24 protein-coding genes, 5 tRNA genes and 1 riboswitch are annotated in these 24,442 nt (G+C 30.2%); of the genes, 2 read left to right on the forward strand and 27 right to left on the reverse strand.

What is annotated here, in order from left to right; genetic code table 11:
- Positions 1-97: 97 nt before the first annotated feature.
- The 11 genes from hpf to CM240_RS11230 all read right to left on the reverse strand — a co-directional run bounded on the left by hpf (position 98) and on the right by CM240_RS11230 (position 7,926).
- Entirely contained in the window at positions 98-637 is a 540-nt protein-coding gene (hpf, locus tag CM240_RS11180) for a ribosome hibernation-promoting factor, HPF/YfiA family (protein WP_044039179.1), read from the reverse strand.
- Positions 638-1,036: 399 nt separating this feature from the next.
- Positions 1,037-1,312 carry a TraX family protein gene (locus CM240_RS11185; protein ID WP_051483815.1) on the reverse strand — a complete coding sequence of 92 codons (276 nt, stop codon included), beginning with the start codon at positions 1,310-1,312 and terminating at the stop codon, positions 1,037-1,039.
- 383 nt (positions 1,313-1,695) lie between these two features.
- Entirely contained in the window at positions 1,696-2,352 is a 657-nt protein-coding gene (locus CM240_RS11190; protein ID WP_044039181.1) for a ComF family protein, read from the reverse strand.
- Positions 2,325-3,245 (reverse strand): hypothetical protein, encoded by a 921-nt coding sequence (locus tag CM240_RS11195; RefSeq protein WP_044039183.1) that lies wholly within the window; start codon positions 3,243-3,245, stop codon positions 2,325-2,327. The genes CM240_RS11190 and CM240_RS11195 overlap by 28 nt, the downstream gene beginning before the upstream one ends.
- 4 nt (positions 3,246-3,249) lie before the next feature.
- Complete coding sequence (gene recD2, locus CM240_RS11200; protein ID WP_044039185.1) at positions 3,250-5,466, reverse strand: SF1B family DNA helicase RecD2; 2,217 nt, start codon at positions 5,464-5,466, stop codon at positions 3,250-3,252.
- A 517-nt stretch (positions 5,467-5,983) separates the two neighbouring features.
- Positions 5,984-7,159, reverse strand: a complete 1,176-nt coding sequence (gene metK / locus CM240_RS11205) for a methionine adenosyltransferase (protein ID WP_044039189.1) — start codon at positions 7,157-7,159, stop codon at positions 5,984-5,986.
- Positions 7,160-7,236: 77 nt separating this feature from the next.
- A riboswitch (SAM riboswitch) is annotated at positions 7,237-7,338 on the reverse strand.
- Positions 7,339-7,473: 135 nt separating this feature from the next.
- A tRNA-Tyr gene (locus CM240_RS11210) sits at positions 7,474-7,558 on the reverse strand.
- A gap of 5 nt (positions 7,559-7,563) precedes the next feature.
- Positions 7,564-7,639, reverse strand: a tRNA-Thr gene (locus CM240_RS11215).
- A gap of 31 nt (positions 7,640-7,670) precedes the next feature.
- A tRNA-Tyr gene (locus CM240_RS11220) sits at positions 7,671-7,755 on the reverse strand.
- 14 nt (positions 7,756-7,769) lie between these two features.
- A tRNA-Thr gene (locus tag CM240_RS11225) sits at positions 7,770-7,845 on the reverse strand.
- 5 nt (positions 7,846-7,850) lie between these two features.
- Positions 7,851-7,926, reverse strand: a tRNA-Val gene (locus CM240_RS11230).
- Between the two features lie 258 nt (positions 7,927-8,184).
- On the opposite strand from CM240_RS11230, the gene CM240_RS11235 reads away from it, so the two are divergent.
- Positions 8,185-8,907, forward strand: coding sequence for a tRNA 2-thiocytidine biosynthesis TtcA family protein (locus tag CM240_RS11235; protein WP_044039191.1), 723 nt, complete (start codon positions 8,185-8,187; stop codon positions 8,905-8,907).
- 50 nt (positions 8,908-8,957) lie between these two features.
- Positions 8,958-9,500: a spore protease YyaC gene (gene yyaC, locus CM240_RS11240; RefSeq protein ID WP_044039193.1), complete on the forward strand. Its 543-nt coding sequence runs from the start codon at positions 8,958-8,960 to the stop codon at positions 9,498-9,500.
- 105 nt (positions 9,501-9,605) lie between these two features.
- On the opposite strand, the gene mreB is transcribed toward yyaC, so the two are convergent.
- The 16 genes from mreB to CM240_RS11320 all read right to left on the reverse strand — a co-directional run bounded on the left by mreB (position 9,606) and on the right by CM240_RS11320 (position 24,374).
- On the reverse strand, positions 9,606-10,625 hold the full coding sequence (mreB, locus tag CM240_RS11245; RefSeq protein WP_044039195.1) for a rod shape-determining protein: 1,020 nt from the start codon (positions 10,623-10,625) through the stop codon (positions 9,606-9,608).
- Positions 10,626-10,735: 110 nt separating this feature from the next.
- Entirely contained in the window at positions 10,736-10,990 is a 255-nt protein-coding gene (gene spoIIID, locus CM240_RS11250) for a sporulation transcriptional regulator SpoIIID (protein ID WP_044039197.1), read from the reverse strand.
- A 64-nt stretch (positions 10,991-11,054) separates the two neighbouring features.
- Positions 11,055-11,792 (reverse strand): M23 family metallopeptidase, encoded by a 738-nt coding sequence (locus CM240_RS11255; protein ID WP_044039200.1) that lies wholly within the window; start codon positions 11,790-11,792, stop codon positions 11,055-11,057.
- A gap of 613 nt (positions 11,793-12,405) precedes the next feature.
- A complete protein-coding gene (gene spoIID, locus CM240_RS11260) occupies positions 12,406-13,440 on the reverse strand; it encodes a stage II sporulation protein D (RefSeq protein WP_044039202.1) in 1,035 nt (344 codons plus the stop codon).
- A gap of 168 nt (positions 13,441-13,608) precedes the next feature.
- Positions 13,609-14,871, reverse strand: a complete 1,263-nt coding sequence (gene murA, locus CM240_RS11265) for a UDP-N-acetylglucosamine 1-carboxyvinyltransferase (RefSeq protein WP_044039204.1) — start codon at positions 14,869-14,871, stop codon at positions 13,609-13,611.
- A 22-nt stretch (positions 14,872-14,893) separates the two neighbouring features.
- Positions 14,894-15,565, reverse strand: coding sequence for a hypothetical protein (locus CM240_RS11270; protein ID WP_044039207.1), 672 nt, complete (start codon positions 15,563-15,565; stop codon positions 14,894-14,896).
- A gap of 354 nt (positions 15,566-15,919) precedes the next feature.
- Positions 15,920-16,324 carry an ATP synthase F1 subunit epsilon gene (gene atpC, locus CM240_RS11275; RefSeq protein ID WP_044039209.1) on the reverse strand — a complete coding sequence of 135 codons (405 nt, stop codon included), beginning with the start codon at positions 16,322-16,324 and terminating at the stop codon, positions 15,920-15,922.
- A gap of 15 nt (positions 16,325-16,339) precedes the next feature.
- Positions 16,340-17,737, reverse strand: a complete 1,398-nt coding sequence (gene atpD / locus CM240_RS11280) for a F0F1 ATP synthase subunit beta (RefSeq protein WP_044039211.1) — start codon at positions 17,735-17,737, stop codon at positions 16,340-16,342.
- Between the two features lie 14 nt (positions 17,738-17,751).
- Positions 17,752-18,606, reverse strand: coding sequence for an ATP synthase F1 subunit gamma (gene atpG / locus CM240_RS11285; RefSeq protein WP_044039213.1), 855 nt, complete (start codon positions 18,604-18,606; stop codon positions 17,752-17,754).
- Positions 18,607-18,640: 34 nt separating this feature from the next.
- Positions 18,641-20,146, reverse strand: a complete 1,506-nt coding sequence (atpA, locus tag CM240_RS11290) for a F0F1 ATP synthase subunit alpha (protein ID WP_044039215.1) — start codon at positions 20,144-20,146, stop codon at positions 18,641-18,643.
- A gap of 10 nt (positions 20,147-20,156) precedes the next feature.
- The gene (locus CM240_RS11295) at positions 20,157-20,696 is read right to left on the reverse strand and encodes a F0F1 ATP synthase subunit delta (protein ID WP_044039217.1); all 540 of its coding nucleotides are present in this window, start codon (positions 20,694-20,696) and stop codon (positions 20,157-20,159) included.
- Positions 20,697-20,698: 2 nt separating this feature from the next.
- Positions 20,699-21,178, reverse strand: coding sequence for a F0F1 ATP synthase subunit B (locus CM240_RS11300; protein ID WP_044039219.1), 480 nt, complete (start codon positions 21,176-21,178; stop codon positions 20,699-20,701).
- 40 nt (positions 21,179-21,218) lie between these two features.
- Positions 21,219-21,458 (reverse strand): ATP synthase F0 subunit C, encoded by a 240-nt coding sequence (gene atpE / locus CM240_RS11305; protein ID WP_044039221.1) that lies wholly within the window; start codon positions 21,456-21,458, stop codon positions 21,219-21,221.
- 21 nt (positions 21,459-21,479) lie between these two features.
- Positions 21,480-22,199: a F0F1 ATP synthase subunit A gene (locus tag CM240_RS11310; protein ID WP_044039223.1), complete on the reverse strand. Its 720-nt coding sequence runs from the start codon at positions 22,197-22,199 to the stop codon at positions 21,480-21,482.
- A 4-nt stretch (positions 22,200-22,203) separates the two neighbouring features.
- Positions 22,204-22,548, reverse strand: a complete 345-nt coding sequence (locus tag CM240_RS11315; protein ID WP_044039225.1) for an ATP synthase subunit I — start codon at positions 22,546-22,548, stop codon at positions 22,204-22,206.
- 644 nt (positions 22,549-23,192) lie between these two features.
- Positions 23,193-24,374, reverse strand: coding sequence for an acetyl-CoA C-acetyltransferase (locus CM240_RS11320; RefSeq protein ID WP_044039227.1), 1,182 nt, complete (start codon positions 24,372-24,374; stop codon positions 23,193-23,195).
- Positions 24,375-24,442 lie beyond the last annotated feature (68 nt).

Below are 24,442 nucleotides of genomic sequence, written 5' to 3' on the forward strand. Positions count from 1 at the left end.
CAAAGAAAAGAAAGGGAATATATATAAAGGATCTTATTTTTCTCCCTTAACATCTTCCCTTTCTTAGATATATTTATTAAATTACGTACTAACCTATTTAATCAAATTCAGGTTCTATTAATCCATAATTTCCATCTTTTCTTTTATAAACTACATTTACTTCATTATCTTTATCATTCATATAAACGAAGAAATTATGTCCTACTAATTCCATTTGCAATACAGCTTCTTCTGCACTCATTGGTTTTACTGCAAATTTTTTAGTTTTAACTATTTTTCCTTCTTCTTCTTCAGGTTCACTTGTAATAGCGCTTTCCTTTATCTCTGCAAATCTTAAAGATTCATTATACATATTTCTAGAAAGTTTTGTTTTTTGTTTTCTTATTTGTCTTTCTAACTTATCTACTACAAAATCTATAGATGTATACATATCATCTGTAGTTTCTTCACATCTTATAACTATTCTATCCATTGGAATTGTTACTTCAATAGTATGTGAAGCTTTTTGTACCTTTAAAGTTACATTTGCTGTGTATTCTCTTGTAAAATACTTATCTAACCTAGAGAGCTTCTTTTCAACAGTATCCTTTAAAGCTTCTGTTACATCAACATTTTTCCCTACTAATATAATTTTCATAGTATCAAGCCCCTCTCTTACTAAAAGATGTTTCTATCTTTTGTTAATTTTATTTTACACTAATTGGCTATATTTCTCAAGTATTTTTCCGAATTTACTGAAAATTAAATTTTTATTCATATTATAACTTAAATTTATTTAATTACTCTTAAAAATTCTTTAAAACACTTATATTATTAACAAATAATATTTTTTTATTCCTAAATACATATCACAACTTTTAAATATAAATAACCTTTACCATCTGATTAATCCAAACAAAAGTAAATGTAATGGGTATATTATGTAGAAAAACCACTTATTAAAGAAATTATATTTCTAATTTTACTATAACTTAGCAGAATACAGAAAGACAAAAATAAATTAAATATCATATTAAAATCTAAAACTAATAATTTATTATAACAGCAAAATACATATGGAAATTGTGAAATAATAGCAAAGGTAAATAGCCTTATAGCATATTTTTTTCTTAGAAGAAGTATACTGAAATCCTTCAACTAAAAAGTAACACATAATTGGAGCAGTTATCCTTCCTATAACCCTACATAACATATATAAAAGGTTCGTTACTGAAATAAAATACATTGCTATATGATCAATTATCATCGTCATAACAGCAATATATTTTAGTTGTTGTCTATCTAGACCAACTTTAACTTCAAATTTATTCATTTCACTCACCTATGTATTATTTTACCATTTAACTATCTAAAATAAAATTATATACATAATATTTTTCATGTACTTTTTATGCTTTATTATTCCAATACATATTAATAAAAATCTTCTACAAAAAAAATAAAAAAGGATACCTTTCGGTATCCTCTATTGAAAAACTAGCTGACCTGATCTTTGACCCCACACTCGCCCACTGGAGCTTTCGCTACCCGGAATTACCCTCTCACTACTAACCCTCTCGCACTCTATTGCGGTAGGACTCACTTCTAAGCCGCACCATGATCACTAAGACTTTGCTTAGCTTACGTGGATCGTTTCGCCTGCGACTGGCATCGACTTTCAACCACAGACCTAATTTAACAATATATTTATTATACTTATCTAGCGCAAACTGTCAAGATAATTATTTCCTTCGGATCTAATTTTTGTAATTCTTTCTTGCAATAATATAACGTAGATCCTGTAGTACAAACATCATCTATAATTAATATAGTTTTATTTTTTATATCAAGATTTTCTTTAACTCTAAATACATTTTCTAAATTCCTAAATCTTTGATTTTTAGATAATCCAATCTGATCTTTAGTTCTTTTAGTTTTTATTAAAGTATCAATCATATCAATATCATAATAATCACTAATATATTTTGATATAACTTTACACTGATTATATTTCCTCTTTCTTTCATCTATTCTATGCATAGGAATATATGTTATATAATCTATATTCTCTAGACACTTAGATTTGATGAAATTACATATATATTCTGCAAATATTTCTCCTACCCTAAAATCAGATTTATATTTTAATTTTTGAATAAGTTCTACAGCATATCCACTATATAAAAAAATATAATTAACATTTAAAGTTTCATTTTCTATCTTTATATGCTTTTCTCCATTTACCTCTATAAGTTTATCTCTGCACATTATACATAAATATTCTTTTTCTAATGGCCATCTGCAAAATACACAACTATAATCCTTAGGATAAAATATATCTTTTACTAATTCTTTAAAATATCTAACTCCCATAACATTTTATTAAACTTTCTTGCAACAGAACATGCCTTCTCTATATAAAAGAAAGATTTTGTTGTAAGAAATATTATTTCTCCTTCATTGTCGCCATAATTACCCATGGCAGATATATAAAGTAGTTCTTTATAATGATATGACTCTACTTTCGGACAATATACTATGACATTTTCACATCTTTCCTTAGAAAGTTTCCAAATATTATTTTTGGTTGTAACAACAATATTTTTCCCTCTAGTTTCACTTATAGTATTAATAGAAACTTCTTTATATTTAAGTTTACCTTTAAGATTTACTATATTCTCTAATACTTTAGAAACTTTATCCTCTCTAGGAATAACAATCACTACATCTTTATTACTATCCATAAAATAAGTTAAATATTCAAATACATTGTTCGGTATCTCTTCATAAAAATCGATGGTTGTCTTTATAACTCTTGGTTCACAAAAAACATTATCATTATAAACACTAGGTAGATATATTGTATCTACTGAATTTAATATAGCCTCAGTAGATATAGCTATAACTTTTATATCAGAATCTTTTATAATCCTAGATATTAAAGACAATATCTCAAATCTGCTATATCTACTAAATAACGATACATCATCATATATTACTAGGGAAAACTCATCTTTAATATATATAGCATCCTCATAGGAAGAAAACTTTACATTAACAATTTCTTCTCCATATATGTTACTTCCTATATATAAAATTTTTTCTCCTTTTTCAAGGGACTTATCTATTAATCTTTTTAAAAACTCAATATTACTATATGGAGATGATACAATGTTAATATATTGAGTACCTAAATCATACTCTTTCATTATTTCTTTTTCTTTTAACTCTACAAATTCATTGAAATTTTCCAAATTCAATTTCATAATACTACTCCTTAAGTATATCTTTTATTCTAAAATCTAAAGTAGAATATCTCTCAGAAGTCTTTGTATTTGATACCATAAATGCAAGTGACTTTTGGTTTCCTACTATAACTACTAATTGCTTTGCTCTAGTTATAGCTGTATATAAAAGATTTCTATTCATAAGCATATTATTACCCATGAATACTGGCAAAATAACAACGGGAAATTCACTTCCTTGGCTCTTATGTATCGTCATTGCATAAGATAACTCTAATTCATCAAAGTACATTTCTTCATACTTAACTAGTTTTTCTTCATCAAACACTACAGAAATTTTATTATTTTCCTCATCTATATCTTTTATATATCCAACATCTCCATTAAATACACCCTCACCAGTAGGATCACCGAATCCCTTTATCCTTTCCCACTTTATAGAGTAATTGTTCTTTGTTTGCATAACCTTATCACCTATTCTAAAAAAGTTATTTCTATATTCAATTTCTTTTTTCATAGGATGATGCGGATTAAGTACATTCTGTATCTCCTTGTTTAAATTTATAGACCCTAAATTTCCTTTTTTCATAGGAGTAAGCACTTGTATATCTTTTAGCTTATTCCATTTAGTATTAAACTTAACAAGTCTTTTATCTATTAATCCTAATATTTCATTTAATACTACGGAGTCTCCATTTTTATTTATAAAGAAAAAATCATTATTTTTTACATTTAATATTGGCATTTCTCCAGAATTTATTTTATGAGCATTTGTAACTATCATGCTCTCTTTTCCTTGCCTAAATATTTCTTTTAACTTCACTACCTTAACAACATCCGAATCGATAATGTCCCTTAATACATTTCCTGGACCTACTGATGGTAATTGATCTGAATCTCCAACTATAACTACTCTCGTTCCAATAGATATAGATTTTAAAAGAGAACTCATTAAAATAATATCAATCATTGATGCCTCATCTACGATTAATACATCACATTGTAATGGTTTCTCTTCACCTCTATTAAAACCGATTCCTTCATCCTCTGAGACTCCCATTTCTAATAGTCTATGGATAGTTTTAGCCTCTCTTCCAGTTGATTCTGTTATTCTCTTTGCTGCTCTTCCTGTCGGTGCCGCCATAAACACCTTATAACCGTTATCTTCAAAGATTGTTGTAATACAATTTATAATTGTAGTCTTACCAGTCCCCGGTCCTCCTGTTATTACCTCTACTCCAGTATTAAAAATACCTTTTACAGCTTCTTTTTGTATTTCTTGAAGTGATATATCATTTTCATCTTCAAACTCTTTTATTTCTTTATCAACATCTATATCTAATTTATTGTAATCCGATGTAGATAAAGTTATTAATTTATGAGTAACTGATAATTCACTATAGTATATTGTTAATGGATAAACATATACTTTATGATCTATCTCCTCAATCTTTACCTTTAAGTCAAGACTAATCTCCATTAAATTTTTTTCAATATCATCTGCAGATACAAGTAATATCTCTTCACCTTGGCTAATAAGTAAATCTATAGGCATGCAGGAATTACCTAAGGCACAATAATTATTTAATACATATATAATTCCAGACTTAATTCTAAATGGAGAACTAGCTTCTATTCCTAAACTTCTTGCTATTTTATCGGCACTTTTAAAACCTATTCCACTTATATCTTCCGTTAACTTATATGGATTTTCCTTAACTATTTCTATTGATTCTTCTCCATATTTTTTATAAATTTTTGCGCATTGAGTTGGAGTTATTCCATAAGTCTGCAAGAAAATATTTATTTTTCTTACACCTCTACCTTTTTCATAAGAATTTTTTATAGTATTTAGCTTCTTCTCTCCAACACCTTCTATTTCTCGTAATCTATCAATATTTTCATCTAATATAGTTAATGTATCTTCCCCAAATTTCTCAACAATCTTCTTTGCTGTAACTGGACCTATTCCAGTAATTATTCCTGAAGATAAGTATCTTTCTATTCCTATTATAGATGTAGGTAAAACCTCTTCTATATTACTAACTTTCAACTGCTCTCCAAATTTAGGATGTACTGTCCACTCTCCTTCAATCTTTACATGTAACCCCTCAGTTGCAAATGGTACTATCCCAACAAATGTTATTAATTTATCACTATTATCCTTTACCTTACCAATTACATATCCATTTTCATCATTTTTAAAAGTTATAGTTTCAATAACACCCTCAATAGTTACCATATCGCTCTAAAATTCTCCTTATATTATTTATTAATTTTATTATAACCTAACAGATATCAGTTCACAATTCGCGATTCACAATTAGTAATGCACAAAAGTAACGAATAAGTAAGAGTGAAGAGTTATGGTGGAAATTCCTGCGGAATTTCTTAGAATCTAAGTGTTTCAGTTTGGTCTTATAGAATAGATTAGTTTTCTTATATTAATTTTATTTGATATAAAAGTCATTACAGGGGGCTAATGAAAGTTACACTTTTATGTAGCTTGGACTAGAACTCCTGGATTTATAGTAAGCAAAAAACAACACTTAAGTATACTAGCTCTATATATGTGCTAAATATATATATCACCCTAATTAAGAATTACTAAATGCAAATTATAATTGCTTGTCCGCAGGACTATAATATTTTCCCCACAGGGGAAAATTAATCTTAATTGAGAATTGTGAATTAACAAAAAGGAGCTATCGCTAACAAATTTTCATTTGCTAATACGATAACTCCTTTTGATATATTACCTATAGGTATTTCTTTATTTCTTCAACTTTATCAAGTTGTTCCCATGGAAGTTCTACGTCAGTTCTTCCAAAGTGTCCGTATGCTGCTGTTTGTTTGTAAATAGGTCTTCTTAAATCTAAAGATTTAATTATAGCTCCTGGTCTTAAATCAAATACTCTATTTACGATATCAACAATTTTTTCTTCATCTAATTTTCCAGTACCAAAGGTTTCGATTTCGATTGAAACTGGTTTAGAAACTCCAATTGCATATGCTAATTGAATTTCAAGCTTATCAGCAACACCAGCTGCTACTAAATTCTTAGCAACCCATCTTGCAGCATAAGCAGCAGATCTATCTACCTTTGTTGGATCTTTTCCTGAGAATGCTCCTCCACCATGTCTTCCATATCCACCATAAGTGTCTACTATTATCTTTCTTCCTGTTAATCCAGTATCACCTTGTGGTCCACCGATAACAAATCTTCCTGTTGGATTTATATAATATTTTGTTTCTCCATCAAGAAGTTCTGCTGGAATAACAGCTTCTATTACATATTTCTTTAAATCTTTAACTATTTGATCATGCTCAACTTCTGGCCCATGTTGAGTAGAAATAACAATAGCATCAATTCTAACTGGTTTATTATCCTTATATTCAACTGTAACTTGTGTTTTACCATCTGGTCTTAAATATGGAAGAGTTCCGTTCTTTCTAACTTCTGTTAATCTTCTTGATAATCTATGAGCCATAGCTATTGGCATTGGCATAAATTCTGGAGTTTCTGTAGTAGCAAATCCGAACATCATTCCTTGATCTCCAGCACCTACTGCTTCAACTTCATCTTTTTCTCCTTGTCTGCTTTCTAATGCTTCATCTACTCCCATAGCTATATCTGCTGATTGTTCGTCTATTGATGATAAAACTGCCAATGTATCACAATCAAATCCATATTTAGCTCTGTCATATCCTATTTCTTTTACTGTTTCTCTAACTACTTTTTGAACATCTACATATCCTTTTGTAGTTATTTCACCCATTACCATGACCATACCTGTTGTCGCTGTTGTTTCACAAGCTACTCTAGACATTGGATCTTGAGCAAGTAAAGAATCTAATATTGCATCTGAAATTTGGTCACAAATTTTATCAGGATGTCCTTCTGTTACTGATTCTGAAGTAAATAATTTTTTCAATGTACTTCCTCCCTTTATATATAATTATCTCGGTGCATAAAAAAAGCACCCTACAATAAGAAGATGCTGTCACTCATCTCTTATCTCGTAGTATAAACTACAGGAATTGGCACCTTTGTGTCTTCCACAGGTTGCCGGGTTTCATAGGGCCCTTTTCCCTCCACCTCTCTTGATAAGAGTATTTATTTATTTTTATTGATATTTTAACACAATTAAACTTTTCAGTCAATGTTAATTTTACATAATAAGTAATTATATCCATATTATTTAAGATATTTATCATAAAAAAAAGAGAAGATTACTTCTCTTTTTTTTGGTGGGCGGAGATGGATTCGAACCATCGAAACGAAACGTAACAGATTTACAGTCTGCCCCCTTTGGCCACTCGGGAACCCGCCCTTAGTTGGTGCTGGCAACAGGACTTGAACCCGTAACCTGCTGATTACAAGTCAGCTGCTCTACCAATTGAGCCATGCCAGCATATATATTTTATTTTGTTTAATATAATATATGGTGGGCGGAGATGGATTCGAACCATCGAAACGAAACGTAACAGATTTACAGTCTGCCCCCTTTGGCCACTCGGGAACCCGCCCTTATTATATTATATTGGTGCTGGCAACAGGACTTGAACCCGTAACCTGCTGATTACAAGTCAGCTGCTCTACCAGTTGAGCCATGCCAGCATATGTGGTGGGAACAACAGGGCTCGAACCTGTGACCCTCTGCTTGTAAGGCAGATGCTCTCCCAGCTGAGCTATGCTCCCACATGTTTTGTCGCTTTGCGTTTCCGCCCCGTCGACAATGACTAGTATACATGTATAGCTATTTTTCATCAACACCGATATAAACTCATTATTTAAAATTATTCTTATTATTCTCTATTTATCTTTATTTATCTCTTTTTTAAGCATTAACTCATTTTTATATTATAGCCTCTAAATAAGCCTTATTTTTTACATCTTATATTTAATGTTCATAAATTATGTATTATAATTACTTCAGAATGTGAGGTGTAAGAAAATATGGACTATAAAAAGCTTATTAAAAAATTCAAAAGAGCTATAGAAGATTTTAATTTAATCGAAGACGGAGATAAAATCGCTATAGGTATATCTGGAGGTAAAGATTCACTTACTTTGCTATACTTACTATCTATATACAAAAAAATTTCTCCTAAAGAATTTGACTTGGTAGGTATTTCTTTAGATCCAGGTAATGGATGTGACTTTTCTAGTGTTTCAATTTTAAGTAAAAAATTAAATGTAGAATATCATATAATTCCAACAGATATATCTAACATAGTTTTTAACATAAAAAAAGAAAAAAATCCTTGCTCCTTATGTGCAAAATTAAGACGTGGAATGCTAAATAGTAGCGCTAAAAATCTTAATTGTAATAAAATAGCCCTAGGACATCATAAAAATGATGCTATTGAAACATTACTTATGTCCATGTTTTATGAAGGACGAATTAACTGTTTTACTCCAAAAACATATTTATCCCGAATGGACATCACTGTAATACGACCTATGGTATATATAGATGAAAACGAAATAAAATCTTTTGTAAAAGATAATGATATAGAAATAGTTAAAAATCCATGTCCAGCTGATGGAAAGACTAAAAGACAATTTATAAAAGACTTAACCTATAATCTAAAAACTGAAATTCCAGATGTACAAATCAACCTTCTGAAATCCCTAACAAATATAGAGCAATTAAATATATGGCATAAAGAAAAATAACATTCTATTTCCTCTATATACCCTCATATAAATTTTATGGGGGTGTTTTTGTGAAAAAAATTAAAGTTCACTTTAAAAAAGAATTGGCATATGTACAACTAGCCCAATTTTTAAAAGATTATATAGATGATAATACGATAATAATTTGCATTGGAACAGATAGATGTATCGGAGATTCTCTTGGCCCTATTGTAGGATCTATGCTCATTAATAAGTTCTTTCCCCTTACTGTTTACGGAACAATTAAAACTCCAATTCATGCTCTTAATTTAGAAAATCAATTAAAATTAATTAAAGAAAAGCATCCTAACAACAACATAATCGCTATAGATGCTTGCCTAGGTGATGACAGTAGTATAGGAGATATTCAAATTCGTAATCAACCTATCTCTCCAGGAAAAGGTGTTGGAAAAACTCTTCCCGATGTAGGTAATATTTCTATAATTGGTATAGTTGATTCTTGCGATAATACAGAATTTTTTACTAATAGAAGTACCCGTCTTGATTTAATAATTGATATGTCATCTGTTATCGTAAATACTATTTTATATGCTTATTGTTTAAATCATAAGGATAATGATTTATTTTTATAAGTATATTTATAAAAAAGGGTACTTGAAAAATGTTTTCAAATACCCTTTAAATTAAGATTTTAAATAAAATCATTTATATAAATATAATTAATAGTATTATAAATACTATTCAAATATAGAATCTCCGTTATCATCTAAGCTATCTATATACTTTAACGCTTCCCCTGTACCTAATGCAACACAAGACACTGCATCATCTGCAACATAAACTGGTACATTTGTAACCTTAGATATTAATCTATCTAAACCATGTAATAAAGCTCCTCCACCTGTCATATATATACCTTTATCTGATATATCTGCCGCTAATTCTGGTGGTGTTCTTTCAAGAACAGAGTGAGCACAATCTGCAATAGCTCTTACACTTTCATCTAAAGCTTCTCTCATTTCTTCTGAAGTTACTGTTATATTTTTAGGTAGTCCTGTAACTAAATCTCTACCTTTTATATCCATTGACGCATTTTCTTCTCTAACATCAGCAGTACCAATATTTATTTTTAATTGTTCTGCTGTTCTTTCACCAATCATTAATTTATAATTTTTTCTTATATATTTAATTATAGCTTCATCAAATGAGTCACCAGCTATTTTTATAGAACTTCTAACAACCATTCCACCAAGAGAAATAATAGCTATATCTGTAGTACCTCCGCCAATATCTATAACCATTGTTCCACTAGCTTTACCAATATCTATTCCTGCACCTATAGCCGCTGCTAAAGGTTCTTCTATAAGTTCAACCCTTTGAGCACCTGCATTTTTACCTGCATCTCTAACAGCTCTTTTTTCTACTTCTGTGGCTTCACATGGAATACAGATTACAATACTTGGTGCACTAACTCTCTTCTTTCCACAAGCTTTCTTTATAAATGTTTTAAGCATTATCTCTGTTATATCATAATCAGATATTACACCATCTCTTAACGGTCTTATAGCCACAATATTACCTGGTGTTCTACCTATCATTTGTCTCGCTTCTTCACCAACTGCTAACACTTCTCTAGTGTTTCTATTAATAGCAACAACAGATGGTTCTTGTAATATAATCCCCTTACCTTTCGCATACACTAGGACACTTGCTGTTCCTAAATCTATGCCCATGTCACTCCCTCTTCTAAAAAACATACTTTCCACTCCTACCATAATATTATATGAACTTTCACTTCTAAAGTTAATTCTAGCATTTTTCTACTATTTCTTCTAGTTCTCTTTATAATATTATAATTGTTTAACTTTTATCCTTCAATAGCTTTATACTTCATTTTTGTAGCTTTTCCACCTCTTATATGTCTTTCAGATTTATTAATATCTAAAACTATCTTTGCTTGTTCTGCTATTTGTGGATTTATTAGTGGTAATCTTTCTGTCATATCTTTATGTATAGTACTTTTACTTACGCCAAATATCTTAGCAGTTTTTCTAATTGTAGACTTTGAATCAATTATATATTTTGCTACATCTAAAACTCTATTTTCTATATAATCTTTCATTTTAATATCCTCCTTATTGTTATGTGAGTCATTTTCACACTATGAAAATGACTCACTCTTACAATTAATTTAAGCCTTCTATTAATGTAGTTGGATTAACTTTCTCAAAAGTATCACCATTCTTTTGTAGTGTTTCAAAGTATAGGGATGTTGGGCACTTACTTAATTCACTTACAGAATTAATAAATGTTGAAGTTGTTCCTGTAACCCCTACCTCTTCACCTTTTTGAACTTCATCTTTCTCCTTAACCTTAACTTCTGATAAATTACCATAAGTAGTTTTAGTATTATCATTATGAGATATTGTTACAGTCAAGCCATTTTCAGTTGTATTAATAGCTTCAACTACACCTTTCTCACAAGCTTTAACTGGAGTGTTTTCTTTTGCTTCAATATATACGCCATACATTGAGATTGCTCCATTATTCTTCTTTATAGTTCCGTCATCACCCATATATGGAATTACAATCTTTCCACCATCAATTGGTGATGCAAGAGATAAAGTAGTTTCTACACTATTAGATGTAACGGCCATATCTGTATTTTTCACTTCTACAGCATTACTTGGTATAGCTTCATTAGCTTCCTTATCATTAGTTTCATTATTAGCATTTGACTCAACTTCAGCACTTGTAGCTTTTGCAGAATTTATACTATCATCATTTGAAGTTGTTTTAGTGGTAATTACAAGAACTGCTACTGCTAAAGCAATCATTATAACTCCAGAAACTAAAGCAATATGATATTTATGCTTTTTAATATTTTCTAATAATGAAGTTCCATTGTTATCTTTTTTATCCATTAATAACACCTCCATTTCTTTAGTTTGTCCTTAGGTATAAATTTTAAACACTAAATAAGTTATTTTTTTACGACAAAATACTACAGAGCAGTGCACAGTAAATGTGAAAATTACTTTTAAGAAGAATTTCATTGCAGTGTTACAAAAGAATAGTTAAATTACTTTTATCTCTGGATACTAAATTTCTAATACTTTAATTTCTCATATTAGAATCTATTAAGTTTAAGTGTTGCTATATATTCAATTATTCACCCCTTACATATCCCCCCTTAAACTATCATTTTTAAAATTTATTTCTTAAACCTGCATCCTATTTCACCAACACTTAAGTAGAATAGCTTCTTATCTCCAATTAAACATATGATAGTGAATAGTTTTCAGTGTGCAGTACATAGCAGGGCAAGTCCTTTCATTTATAGATACTAAATTTCTAATACTTACAATATTAGGACCTATCAAGGTTAAGTATCGATTCTTCCCAGCCGTAAATTGTAAATTCCAAAAAACTGTCCGCAGCGCTCTAATATTTTCCGCTCAGGTAAAATTAACCTTAATTGCGAATTGTGAATTGCAAAAAAAGAAACTACAAAGTGTTTCCACCTTGTAGCTTGTCTTATTTATATATATTAAATATTTCTACTCCTGTGTAATAATGCTTTAATATATCAACATATCCACTTCCAGCTTTCGCCATAGCTCTAGCTCCCCATTGACTCATTCCAACGTTATGTCCATATCCTTTTGTATTAAATACTATTGTATTATCTTTAAATTCAATTTGAAAATTTGTAGAGTTTAACTTTAATAACTTTCTAACTTCGACACCTGTTAAAGTTTGATTTCCAACTTTAATTTTACTTACTCCATCAGCAGAATCTCTTTCCAAAATTTCTATCTGAGATCTTAATGATTCTGTACTATTGAGACAATTGCTATAGTTAGCATTTATTGCATCTATAACCTCATCATTACTCTTTTCTGTGCTATATGTATATTTAGGTGAATCTTCTTCTCCTGGCGAATCAACACTAGTTAAATAAGGTTCCTGATGATTAAATACACTTACTGCATCTTCTGTTTTTCCCCATGAAGTAGAGAAAAAGTAAGGACTAAGTACCAATTGATCATTGTAAGTTAACACTTCTCCTTTTGTTGAACTAACCGCCTCTGTTATTTTACTCCAATATCCTTCCTGCTTATTTTCTGGCCATCCCGCAAACCTTTGATCCTTAGAATAGTATACTTGATTTGCTACAGTATCTATAAGATTTGCATTCTTTTCTTTAGAATAGCTTGTACCGCCAAACTCCTCTACATGTGCTAAAGCATATGTCCTAGCGGCAACTGCTTGCGCCTTAATTGCTTCTTCTGGAAACTCTGCTGGCATTTCTGCCGATACTACTCCTAACACATAATCTTCAAGTTTCATCTCTTCTACGGAGTTTGTAGCGTTTCTTAATAATCGTATTTTTATTTCTCCATCAACCTTTTTAATCTTATGTTCATCTATAATCGCTTTAGTATCTACATCACTAACAGCAGCTACCTTTTTATTTTCTTTCATTTGGTTAACAGATGTAGCTATTATTAATGATGACATTGCTATAAGCCCTATAATAATAGAAATCATATATACTATTCTTTTCATTATTTCTTCCTCTCTGTCACCCTATAATTTCATCTTATTATAAGTTTATGATTAGATAAAAATAATATGATAAAAAAGAAATAAGAGATTGGTAAAAAATATTTTAACGCAATCTCTTATCATTAGTAGTTTTGCAAATTTTAATTACTTAATATTATAAAAGTAATTTTAAACTTCTCTCCTATAAACTTTTGCTCCTAAATTTCTGAATTTCTCTTCTATATTTACATATCCTCTATCTATATGATATATGTCATCTACTATAGTCTCTCCTTTTGCTACTAATCCAGCAATAATAAGAGCTGCTCCTGCTCGTAAATCTGTTGCTTTTACCTCACATCCTGATAACTCTTCTACACCTTCTATAATTGCACTTCTTCCTTCAATTTTTATTTTACAGCCCATTCTATTAAGCTCACTAACATGCATAAACCTATTTTCAAATATTGTTTCTGTAATTACTGAAGTACCTTTAACTGTTGCTAATAATGCCATAATTTGCGATTGCATATCTGTAGGAAATCCTGGATGCGGCAATGTCTTTATGTCTACTGGTTTTAACTGAACATTTCCGTTAACTTCAATAACATTATCTTCTATCGATGTTATTTCTACACCCATTTCTCTTAGTTTTGCCACTAGAGGTTTCATATAATATTCTCTAGCATTTTCTAAAGTTATCTTACTTTTTGTTATTGCTGCAGCTATCATAAATGTTCCTGCTTCTATTCTATCAAATATAGGTATATACTCCACACCTTTTAACCTGTCGACACCCTCAATAATTATTGTATCAGTTCCTGCGCCATAAATCTTAGCTCCCATTTTATTCAAAAAGTTTGCTAAGTCTTCTATTTCTGGCTCTTCTGCTGCATTTTCTAAAACTGTTACACCCTTAGCTGTAGTTGATGCCATCATTATATTTTCTGTAGCTCCTACAGATGGAAAATCTAAATATATTTTATTTCCTTTTAACTTGTTGCATCTAACTTCAACTACACCACCTTCTGTTGATATTTCTGCCCCTAAAGCTTTTAATCCTTTTAAATGTAAATCTATTGGTCTAGTTCCAATATTACAACCTCCCGGTAATGATATTTTGAACTTCCCAAATCTTGCAAGCATTGGCCCCATTACAAGGAATGATGCTCTCATTCTTCTTACTAACTCCCCTGAAGGTTCTATCTCTTGGACCTTTGAACTATCTATAGATATTTCACCTTTTATCTTATTTATACTAATATTGCAACCTAAAGATTTTAATAATTCACATATCACTTGTACATCATTAAGCATTGGTGCATTTTTTATTATGATAGTATCAGATGTTAAAATACTTGACGCTATAATTGGCAACACTGAATTCTTAGCAGAATCTATGCGTACTTTTCCTTTAAGTTTGTTTCCACCACTTACAAATATTTTTTCCATTTTGATCCTCCAAATAGTATTCTTAGTATGTTATTGGTATTATTGGTGTTGAAATTATTATGTAGTCATCATTTGGATAGGACACAAAAGCTACTGATAAATCAATCAATGATATTCCATCATTTACAGGAGTAAATAAATGTGAATTCATCGTTATCAATGTACTATTATTAATATCACTTTCTTTTACATTGGAAAATTCTTGTTTTTCTATTTGTTTCTTTATATTATTTTTTTCTTCATTTATATTCTTTTCATTACAATCATAAATTATATATTCATTTATAGATAAAACGCTATAATTTCCGTCTAAATATCTTAGTAATTTATCTTTCATTAACCTTAAATTTACGTTTTTTCTTCCTGAAAACATTATATTTATTTCTTTTCCATTTTTAATATAGTACCCATTTCCTAACTTCCCTTTTATTTCTCCTTTTATGACACAATTGTCACCATTTTCTTCTTCATAAGTATCCTCTTTACACTTTGCCCATTTGCATATATCTCCTATAATATTTTTTTCATTAATTAATGTTATTTGAATTTTAATCCCTTTTTCTTTTATATAGGTTTTATCTAAATCAAAAACTTCTTCTATAGGATCTATATCTTGTCCATAATAAAGTAAGCCCTCATTATATCCCTGTAAAATTAAGAGAACAAAAACAATACTTATAGCTAGTCTCTTCATATATATCACCTCAACTAAAGTATTGCCATATTTTTACTTAATATTCATTTTATATTTTATTATATAGACAATAAGATAGTTTGGTGAGAAGAATTTTTTATCAGTGCACAGTGATGGAGGAAATTCCTGCGGAATTTCTTAAATTATAAGTGTTTAAATTTAAGTTTCAGCTATAGAGTATGTCAGTTTTTTGAGTTATATGAAAATGATAACTTTCATTACCTCCCCACAAACTTACTCGCCGTCCGCAGGACTATAATAATTTCCCCTTTAAGGGAAAATTCACATTTACTGTGCACTGTATGTAAAAAGAACCAAACATAACTATATAATTTATGTTTGGTTCCTTATATATTAGTATTTATCAATTAAACTTAATCTTCCCATAGCTCTTGCCATCGCCATTTTTGCTCTAGCTACATTAACTTTATCGCTATGTTCTTTTAATCGATTTTTACTTCTTTCTAGAGCCTCTTCTGCTCTCTTCTTATCTATCTCTTCCTTAGATTCGCAAGCATCTACCATTAGTACTGCTTTATTATCTCTAAATTTAAACACACCACTAGATGTAAATAAAACTTTCTTATTTCCATCTTCATAATAACTTATTACTGAAGGTACTACTGCTGTTATTATGCTTAATCTGTTTGCTAGTATACCTATTGGACCTTTTTCTGTAGTTACTACTAATTCGTCAACTTCGCCTTCATAATAGGTATTATCTGGAGTTACAATAGTAAGATGAAATTTCTTATTCATATTATCACTCCTATACTAGCTCTCTAGCATTGATTTAGCATTTTCTCTTACATCATCAATAGTTCCCATGAAAAGAAATGCCACTTCTGGTAAATCATCACATTTACCTTCTAATATTTCTTTAAATCCTCTTACTGTTTCAGCTACAGGTACATACTTACCTTTCATTCCTGTGAACTGTTCTCCTACAGTAAATGGTTGTGATAAGAATTTTTGAATTTTTCTAGCTCTTGTTACAACTATTTTATCTTCTTCTGATAATTCTTCCATACCTAAAATAGCGATTATATCTTGAAGTTCTTTATATTTTTCCAATATATGCTTAACTTCTAAAGCAACCTCATAATGTTCTTCTCCTACTATTCTAGGATCAAGTATTCTAGATGTAGAATCTAGCGGATCAACAGCTGGATAGATACCAAGTTCAACAATACTTCTTGATAAAACTGTTGTTGCATCTAAGTGAGCAAATGTTGTTGCTGGAGCTGGGTCTGTTAGGTCATCAGCAGGAACATAAACAGCTTGAACAGATGTAATTGATCCATTCTTTGTAGATGTTATTCTTTCTTGAAGTGCTCCCATTTCTGTAGCTAATGTTGGTTGGTAACCAACAGCTGATGGTATTCTTCCTAAAAGTGCTGATACTTCTGAACCAGCTTGAGTAAATCTAAATATATTATCTATAAATAATAATACATCTTGACCTTGATCTCTGAAATATTCTGCCATAGTAAGTCCTGTAAGAGCAACTCTCATTCTTGCTCCTGGTGGCTCATTCATTTGACCAAATACTAAAGCAGTTTTTTCTATAACTCCAGAATCCTTCATTTCATGATATAAATCATTACCTTCTCTTGTTCTTTCTCCTACACCGGTGAATACAGATAATCCACCATGCTCTTTAGCTATATTATTTATTAATTCTTGGATAAGTACTGTTTTTCCGACACCTGCTCCTCCAAAAAGTCCGATCTTTCCACCTTTTTGATATGGTGCTAATAAATCTATAACCTTTATACCTGTTTCAAACATCTCTGGTTCTACAGCCTGCTCATCAAACTTAGGCGCTGCTCTATGAATAGGCGCTTTTGATACATCTTTTAGAGGCTCACCTTTATCAATTGGTTGACCTAAACAGTTAAATAGTCTTCCTAGAGTTCCTTCTCCAACTGGTACAGAAATAGGTTTACCTGTATCTAAAGCATCCATTCCTCTTTTTACACCTTCAGTTGCTTCCATTGATATAGTTCTTACGATATCATCACCTAAGTGTTGTTCAACTTCTGCAGTTAATGTAAAATCACCCATATTTATTTCAATAGCATTTAATATATTTGGCAAGCTATCAGAATCGAATTGTACATCGATAACCGGTCCTATAACTTGCACTACTTTTCCTATAGTACCTGGCATAGTACACCTCCTTACTATTTTTGAGCTTCTGCCCCTCCAACTATCTCTGATATTTCCAGTGTTATAGCTGTTTGTCTTATTCTATTAAACTTAATTGTTAACTTATTTATTATGTCATCAGCATTTTTAGTAGCACCATCCATAGCTGTCATTCTAGAGGCTTGCTCTGAAGTTTTTGAATTTAACATTCCATTTAATATTTCACTGTTTACATAACTATATATAATAGATTCTATTTTATAGTTATCATCGTCTTCATCATCCATATATCTTTTACCTCTTTTAGCATCTGCAGATAAAGGTAAAATTCTTTTCGTTGCTGGCTCTAATTTTACTGTTGAATAAAATTTTGTATATACTAAATGAACTTCTCCAACTTCTTTATTTTTATAAAGCTCTAAAACTTTTCTAACAATTTCCGAAGATTCTTTATTAGTTGGTACATCAGGAATCTCTACATATTCTGCTAAAGTATTAAACTTATACTTCCTTAAATATGTTCTTCCATTTTGACCAACCAATATAAAGACATTTTCATCTTTCTTATCCATTGTTTCTAAAAGTTTAGATATTACTCCACCATTGAATCCTCCACACATACCCGAATCTGAGGTTAGAACTATATATAGCTTCTTTTCACATCCATTACCATATATATAAGGATTCTTGCTTATTTCCATGCTATCAACACTTGCTAAAATATCATCATAAATATTTTCAAACTCATTATAATATTTTGAATATCTTGTAAGTGATACTCTAGCCCTTCTAAGCTTTGTGGTGGCAATAAGTCCCATGGCCTTAGTAATCTTTTTTGTATTTGTTATAGATTTTATTCTTCTTTTTATTTCAATAAGACCTGCTGGCATACTCCACCTCCTTTAGCATACTTTTTAATCAGATTTATGCTAAAAATTCCTTTTTGTATTCATCTACAGCACTTTCAATTTCTTTCTTTATCTCATCAGTTAGCTTACCGTCCTTTAACTTTTCATATATATCTTTATGATGAGTATCTATTGATTCTAATAATCCCTTTTCAAATCTTCTTATATCTTTCACTTCTATATCATTCAATAAACTAGCAACTGCTGTATAGAAAGTTACAACTTGTTTTTCAACATCTAATGGCTCATATTGATCTTGCTTTAATACTTCCATTAATCTAGCACCTTTTGCAAGTCTATTTTTAGATTCTTTATCAAGATCTGATCCAAATTGAGCAAAAGCTGATAATTCTCTATATTGAGCAAGCTCTAATCTCAATGTACCTGTTATAGATTTCATTGCTTTAGTTTGTGCAGCTCCACCAACTCTTGATACAGATATACCGGCATTTACAGCTGGTTTTTGTCCTGCATTAAATAATTCTGTCTCTAAGAATATTTGACCATCTGTAATTGATATAACATTGGTTGGAATATACGCAGATATATCTCCTGCTAAAGTTTCTATTATTGGTAACGCAGTAATAGAACCTCCTCCTAGTTCATCACTAAGTTTTGCTGATCTTTCAAGAAGTCTTGAATGAAGATAGAATACATCCCCTGGATAAGCTTCTCTTCCTGGTGGTCTTCTAAGTAATAATGACATTGTTCTATAAGCAACTGCATGCTTAGATAAATCATCATATATTATTAATACATCTTTTCCTTGTTCCATGAAATATTCAGCCATAGTTACACCAGAAAATGGAGATAAATATTGCATTGGTGCACTTTCTGAAGCAGTAGAAGAGACAATTATTGAATAATCCATTGCTCCTTCTTTTGTTAATGTATTAACTATACTAGCTACAGTAGATTGTTTTTGTCCTATAGCAACATATACACAAATAACATCTTTACCTTTTTGATTTATAATAGTATCTATAGCTAATGCTGTTTTACCAGTTTGTCTGTCTCCAATAATAAGTTCTCTTTGACCTTTTCCTATTGGAATCATTGAATCTATTGCCTTAATTCCTGTTTGTAATGGTTCATTTACAGATTTTCTATCTATGACTCCATAAGCTTTTCTTTCTGCTGGTTTATAAGCTGCTGCCTTTATTGGTCCTTTTCCATCAATTGGTTGTCCTAATGGATTTACAACTCTTCCTATAAGTTCTTCTCCAACAGGAACTTCAACAACTTTTCCAGTTGATTTTACGATATCGCCTTCTTTAATTCCTTCTTCGTCTCCAAGAAGAACACATCCGACATTGTCTTGTTCAAGGTTTAAAGCCATTCCATAGACTCCATTTGGAAATTCTAAAAGCTCACCTTCCATACAATCGTCTAAGCCATAAACTCTTGCAATACCATCACCTATTTGAATAATAGTACCTGAATCTACTGTTTCTATTTTTTTAGAATATTGTTCAATTTCTTTTTTAATTATAGTTGTAATTTCTTCAGGCTTAATATTCATGACCTCACCTCTATTCTTCTTTTAATACTAGCTCTCTCATTTCATCAAGCTTGCTTTTAATTGTTCCATCAATGACATCATTTCCTATTCTTACATAAACTCCGCCTATTATAGATGGATCTATGACTTCTTTTAAAATTACAGTTTTGTCACATTTTTTTTCTAACTTTTTAATCAATGCAGTTCGTTCTTCTTCAGTTAGAGGAATAACTGTCTTAACTTCCGCTAATACCTTATTTTGTCTTTCAAGATGAATTTTCTCCATCTCAATTACTTTTTTCTCTAACTCTACTATTCTATCCTTACTAATTAAAAGCATTAAAAATGATAGTAACTCTGGGTCTACATGATTTTTAAACAAATTGGAAAATATCTCTTTTTTTCTTGCAATACTTATCTCTGGATGAACTATAATCTTTTTTAACTCTTCATTGGAATTAACTATGCTTACTATTTCTTTTAAATCTTGAAGATACTCTTCTACTTTATTATTTTTCTCAGCTAATTCATAAAGTGCTTTTGCATATCTCCTATCTAAATATTCATACATAATTAATCTCCTACCTTAATTATAAAATCAGAAATAAGCTTTCTATGTTCTTCTTCATCTATAGTTTTTTCTAGAGCCTTAGATGACATAAGTACAGATAACTCAACTGCCTCATTTTTCATCTCATCCTTAAGTTTTGCTTTTTCTCTTTCACTATCTTTTCTAGCTCTTTGAACTATTTCAGAAGCTTCTTTATGTGCATTATCTATTATGTCTTTTGAAACACTTTCAGCTTTTACTTTATATTTTTCAACTATTTCTTTACCTTTTTGCTTACTTTGTGCTAAAAGAGCTCTATTTTCCTCTTGAAATTTCTTTCCTTGAGCTTCTTGTTCCTTAGCTCTTTCTATGGTGCTGTTAACTTCATCACATCTATCATCAATAACCTTTGTTATTTTCTCAAAGAAAAATTTCTTTAAGATAAAATATAATATAATAAAGTTTATTATTGCAGCAATAATATTTAGTGGATTTATCTCCATATACTAGCCTCCTTTCAGAGCTAATTAATAAACATTTAAATTATAATTTCATAAATACTAATATAATAGCTATAAATAAAGCATAAATAGCTGTTACTTCTGAGAATGCTATTGAAAGTATCATTGAACTTCTTATTTCTCCAGCAGCTTCTGGTTGTCTTGCTATAGATTCACAAGCCTTACTACCTATCATACCTATACCAATACCTGCACCTGCAACTCCAAGTGTTGCTACTCCTGCAGCTATCGCGATCATACCTTTTACAAAAAATTCATTCATTTTCAATTCCTCCTAAATCAATTAATCTTCATTTACCATTTTAATATTGGCCATTGTTAACATCATAAAAATAAATGTTTGAATTGCACCATCGAACAAGTCAAAAAAGAAATGTAACGGTATTGGTAGACCTAGCCCTAACACAAAACCAAAGTTACCAAGAAGTGAGTTCCCTAAATTACATACTAAACCGTTATATACTAAGTCTATTATTATAGTTCCTACTAATATATTTCCAAATAATCTCAATGTAAGAGTAAATAAATATATTCCTCTTTCCATCAAATTTAACGGAAACATAAATGCCATAGGATGTGCTAATCCCTTAATATATCCCACTATACCATTGCTTTTCATTGAATAAGCATTTACTACAGTAAAACTCACTATCGCTAATCCTAAAGTAGTACTTAAATCTGAAGTTGGAGGTTTGATTGCAAAAATACCAACTAGATTTAATAAAATAAGATATATTCCGATTGTGCCTATAAACGGTACAAACTTCCTGTATTCCTTTCCCATGTTACTATCAACTAGATCTCTTATCCATGTAACAAGCATTTCTAAAACTGTTTGCTTCCTATCTGGCCTACTTTTTAAATTTCTTGTTAAAATAATAGCAACAATTATTATTAATGCCATAATGGCCCACTGTACTATTATCGAATGTAGCCCTTGATCAGTTAGTTTTAATTTAAAACCTAAAAAATCAAAAGTATACAAGACTTTTGCTTCTTTCACAGCCTCACTCTCCTTTATTAAGTTTTATTTGATTGACTAAAATTAAAGGTACTATTGCAATAGTATAACCAATTAAAAATGTTATACATGCATATGGATTCTTCAAAACTAAAATTATCCCTGTTATACCTGTCATCATTAGTCTTACAATAAATCCAAATACTATTCTAAAGTTATTAGTTGATTTATAAGAAATATAATAATTCATAGTAAAATTAATACTAGAAATTAAAATTCCTAAAACTCCGGATAGTGTGTAGGACTGATAATCACTAGGAATAAAAAAAGTTGTTACCAAATATATGCTAGCTAATAATAATGTATTAATTGTTAGTGTTTTTTTTAACATACTTTTTTCTCCTTGCAACTTCTGTAACTAATTATAGTACCGATAAATTTAAGAATAAAACCTCATTTTTCCTCTTATACACTAAAATTCTTCCATTTTATTAATTTACAACTCTATATTTCATTAATTAATGACTATTCTTCTATATCCTCCTATTTCCTTCCTCTTAATTTACCATTATTCATTTGATAGATTTTACTAAATTTTCTGAATTTTATTTGTTATACTTTTAACCAGACTATAAGTTTTTATTTACTTTTTATACTGTAAATAAATGTATATTTTTATTTGAGTAAACGTTATTTTCCATAATTTCTTACATCTTAATAAACATAAAATATATTGTTAATAATTTGAAAACTTATAGTACTGACTGGTCAGTTTTATTTTTTTGCAATTCTAACTATTATTTGATTCAAAAAATTTTTTATATTTCTTCATATTTTATTTTTCTTATATATATAACATAAAGATAGATATTTACCACTTTGAATAAACTCTATTATCTTTTCATTATATTAAGGTTTCTTTTATTCATATTTTATATTATTCTACTAAATTCACTACATTATTAGTGTATATAAAAATGTTGCAAAATAATCTTTGTTATCTTGCAACATTCTCTATTTATATTCCAATATGTTTTATAATCTTTCTACTATTACTGATGTACCCATTCCACCACCGATACAAAGAGTTGCTAATCCTCTCTTTGAATCTCTTTTCTTCATTTCATGAAGAAGAGTTACTAAAATTCTTGCTCCTGATGCTCCTACTGGATGTCCAAGTGCAATAGCTCCACCATTTACATTTACTATATCCATATTAAATTCTAAATCTTTAGCAACTGCTAAACTTTGAGCTGCAAAAGCTTCGTTAGCTTCTATAAGATCCATATCACCTATAGTTAATCCAGCTCTTTCAAGAGCAACTTTAGTTGCTGCAAATGGTCCATATCCCATTATCTTAGGATCTACCCCTTTTGATCCCCATGAAGTGATCTTTGCTAATGGTTTAATTCCTAATGCTTCAGCTTTTTCTGCACTCATAACAACTAATGCTGCTGCTCCATCATTGATACCTGAAGCATTTCCTGCAGTAACTGTTCCATCTTTCTTGAATGATGGTCTTAATTTTGCTAATTTATCAATAGTAGTACCGAATCTTGGGAACTCGTCTTGTTTAAATACAATCGGGTCTCCTTTTCTTTGAGGAATAGTTATTGGCACTATTTCATCTTCAAATTTACCTTCTTTAATTGCCTTTTCTGCTTTCATTTGAGAATTTACAGCAAACTCATCTTGCATTTCTCTTGTTAATCCCCATTGTTCTGCAATATTTTCTGCTGTTATACCCATATGATATTGATTGAAGGCATCCCACAATGCATCATTAATCATAGAATCCTTCATAGTTGCATCGCCCATTCTTGCACCCCATCTAGCATTAGGTACTACATATGGAGCTGCAGACATGTTTTCCATACCTCCAGCAACGACTGCATCAGCTTCACCTGATTGAATCATTTGATATGCTAAAGATACTGCTCTAAGTCCAGATCCACAAACTTTATTTATTGTCATAGCTGACACTTCTATTGGAAGTCCTGCTTTAACTGCTGCTTGTCTTGCTGGGTTTTGACCAAGTCCTGCAGTAATAACATTACCCATTATAACTTCATCTATAACTTCTCCACTGATATTTGCTCTATTTAAAGCTTCTTTGATTACAGCTGCTCCAAGATCAACAGCTGGTACGTCTTTTAAAGTACCACCAAAACTACCTATGGCAGTTCTTACAGCACTACATATAACGACATCCCTCATTTTAATACCTCCCTAATAATTTACCGTAAAATGTTTCCATAATAATTATATCTTTTTTTACATTTATT

Origin of the sequence: Clostridium bornimense, from assembly GCF_000577895.1 — a bacterium.
Lineage (GTDB): Bacteria > Bacillota > Clostridia > Clostridiales > Clostridiaceae > Clostridium_AN > Clostridium_AN bornimense.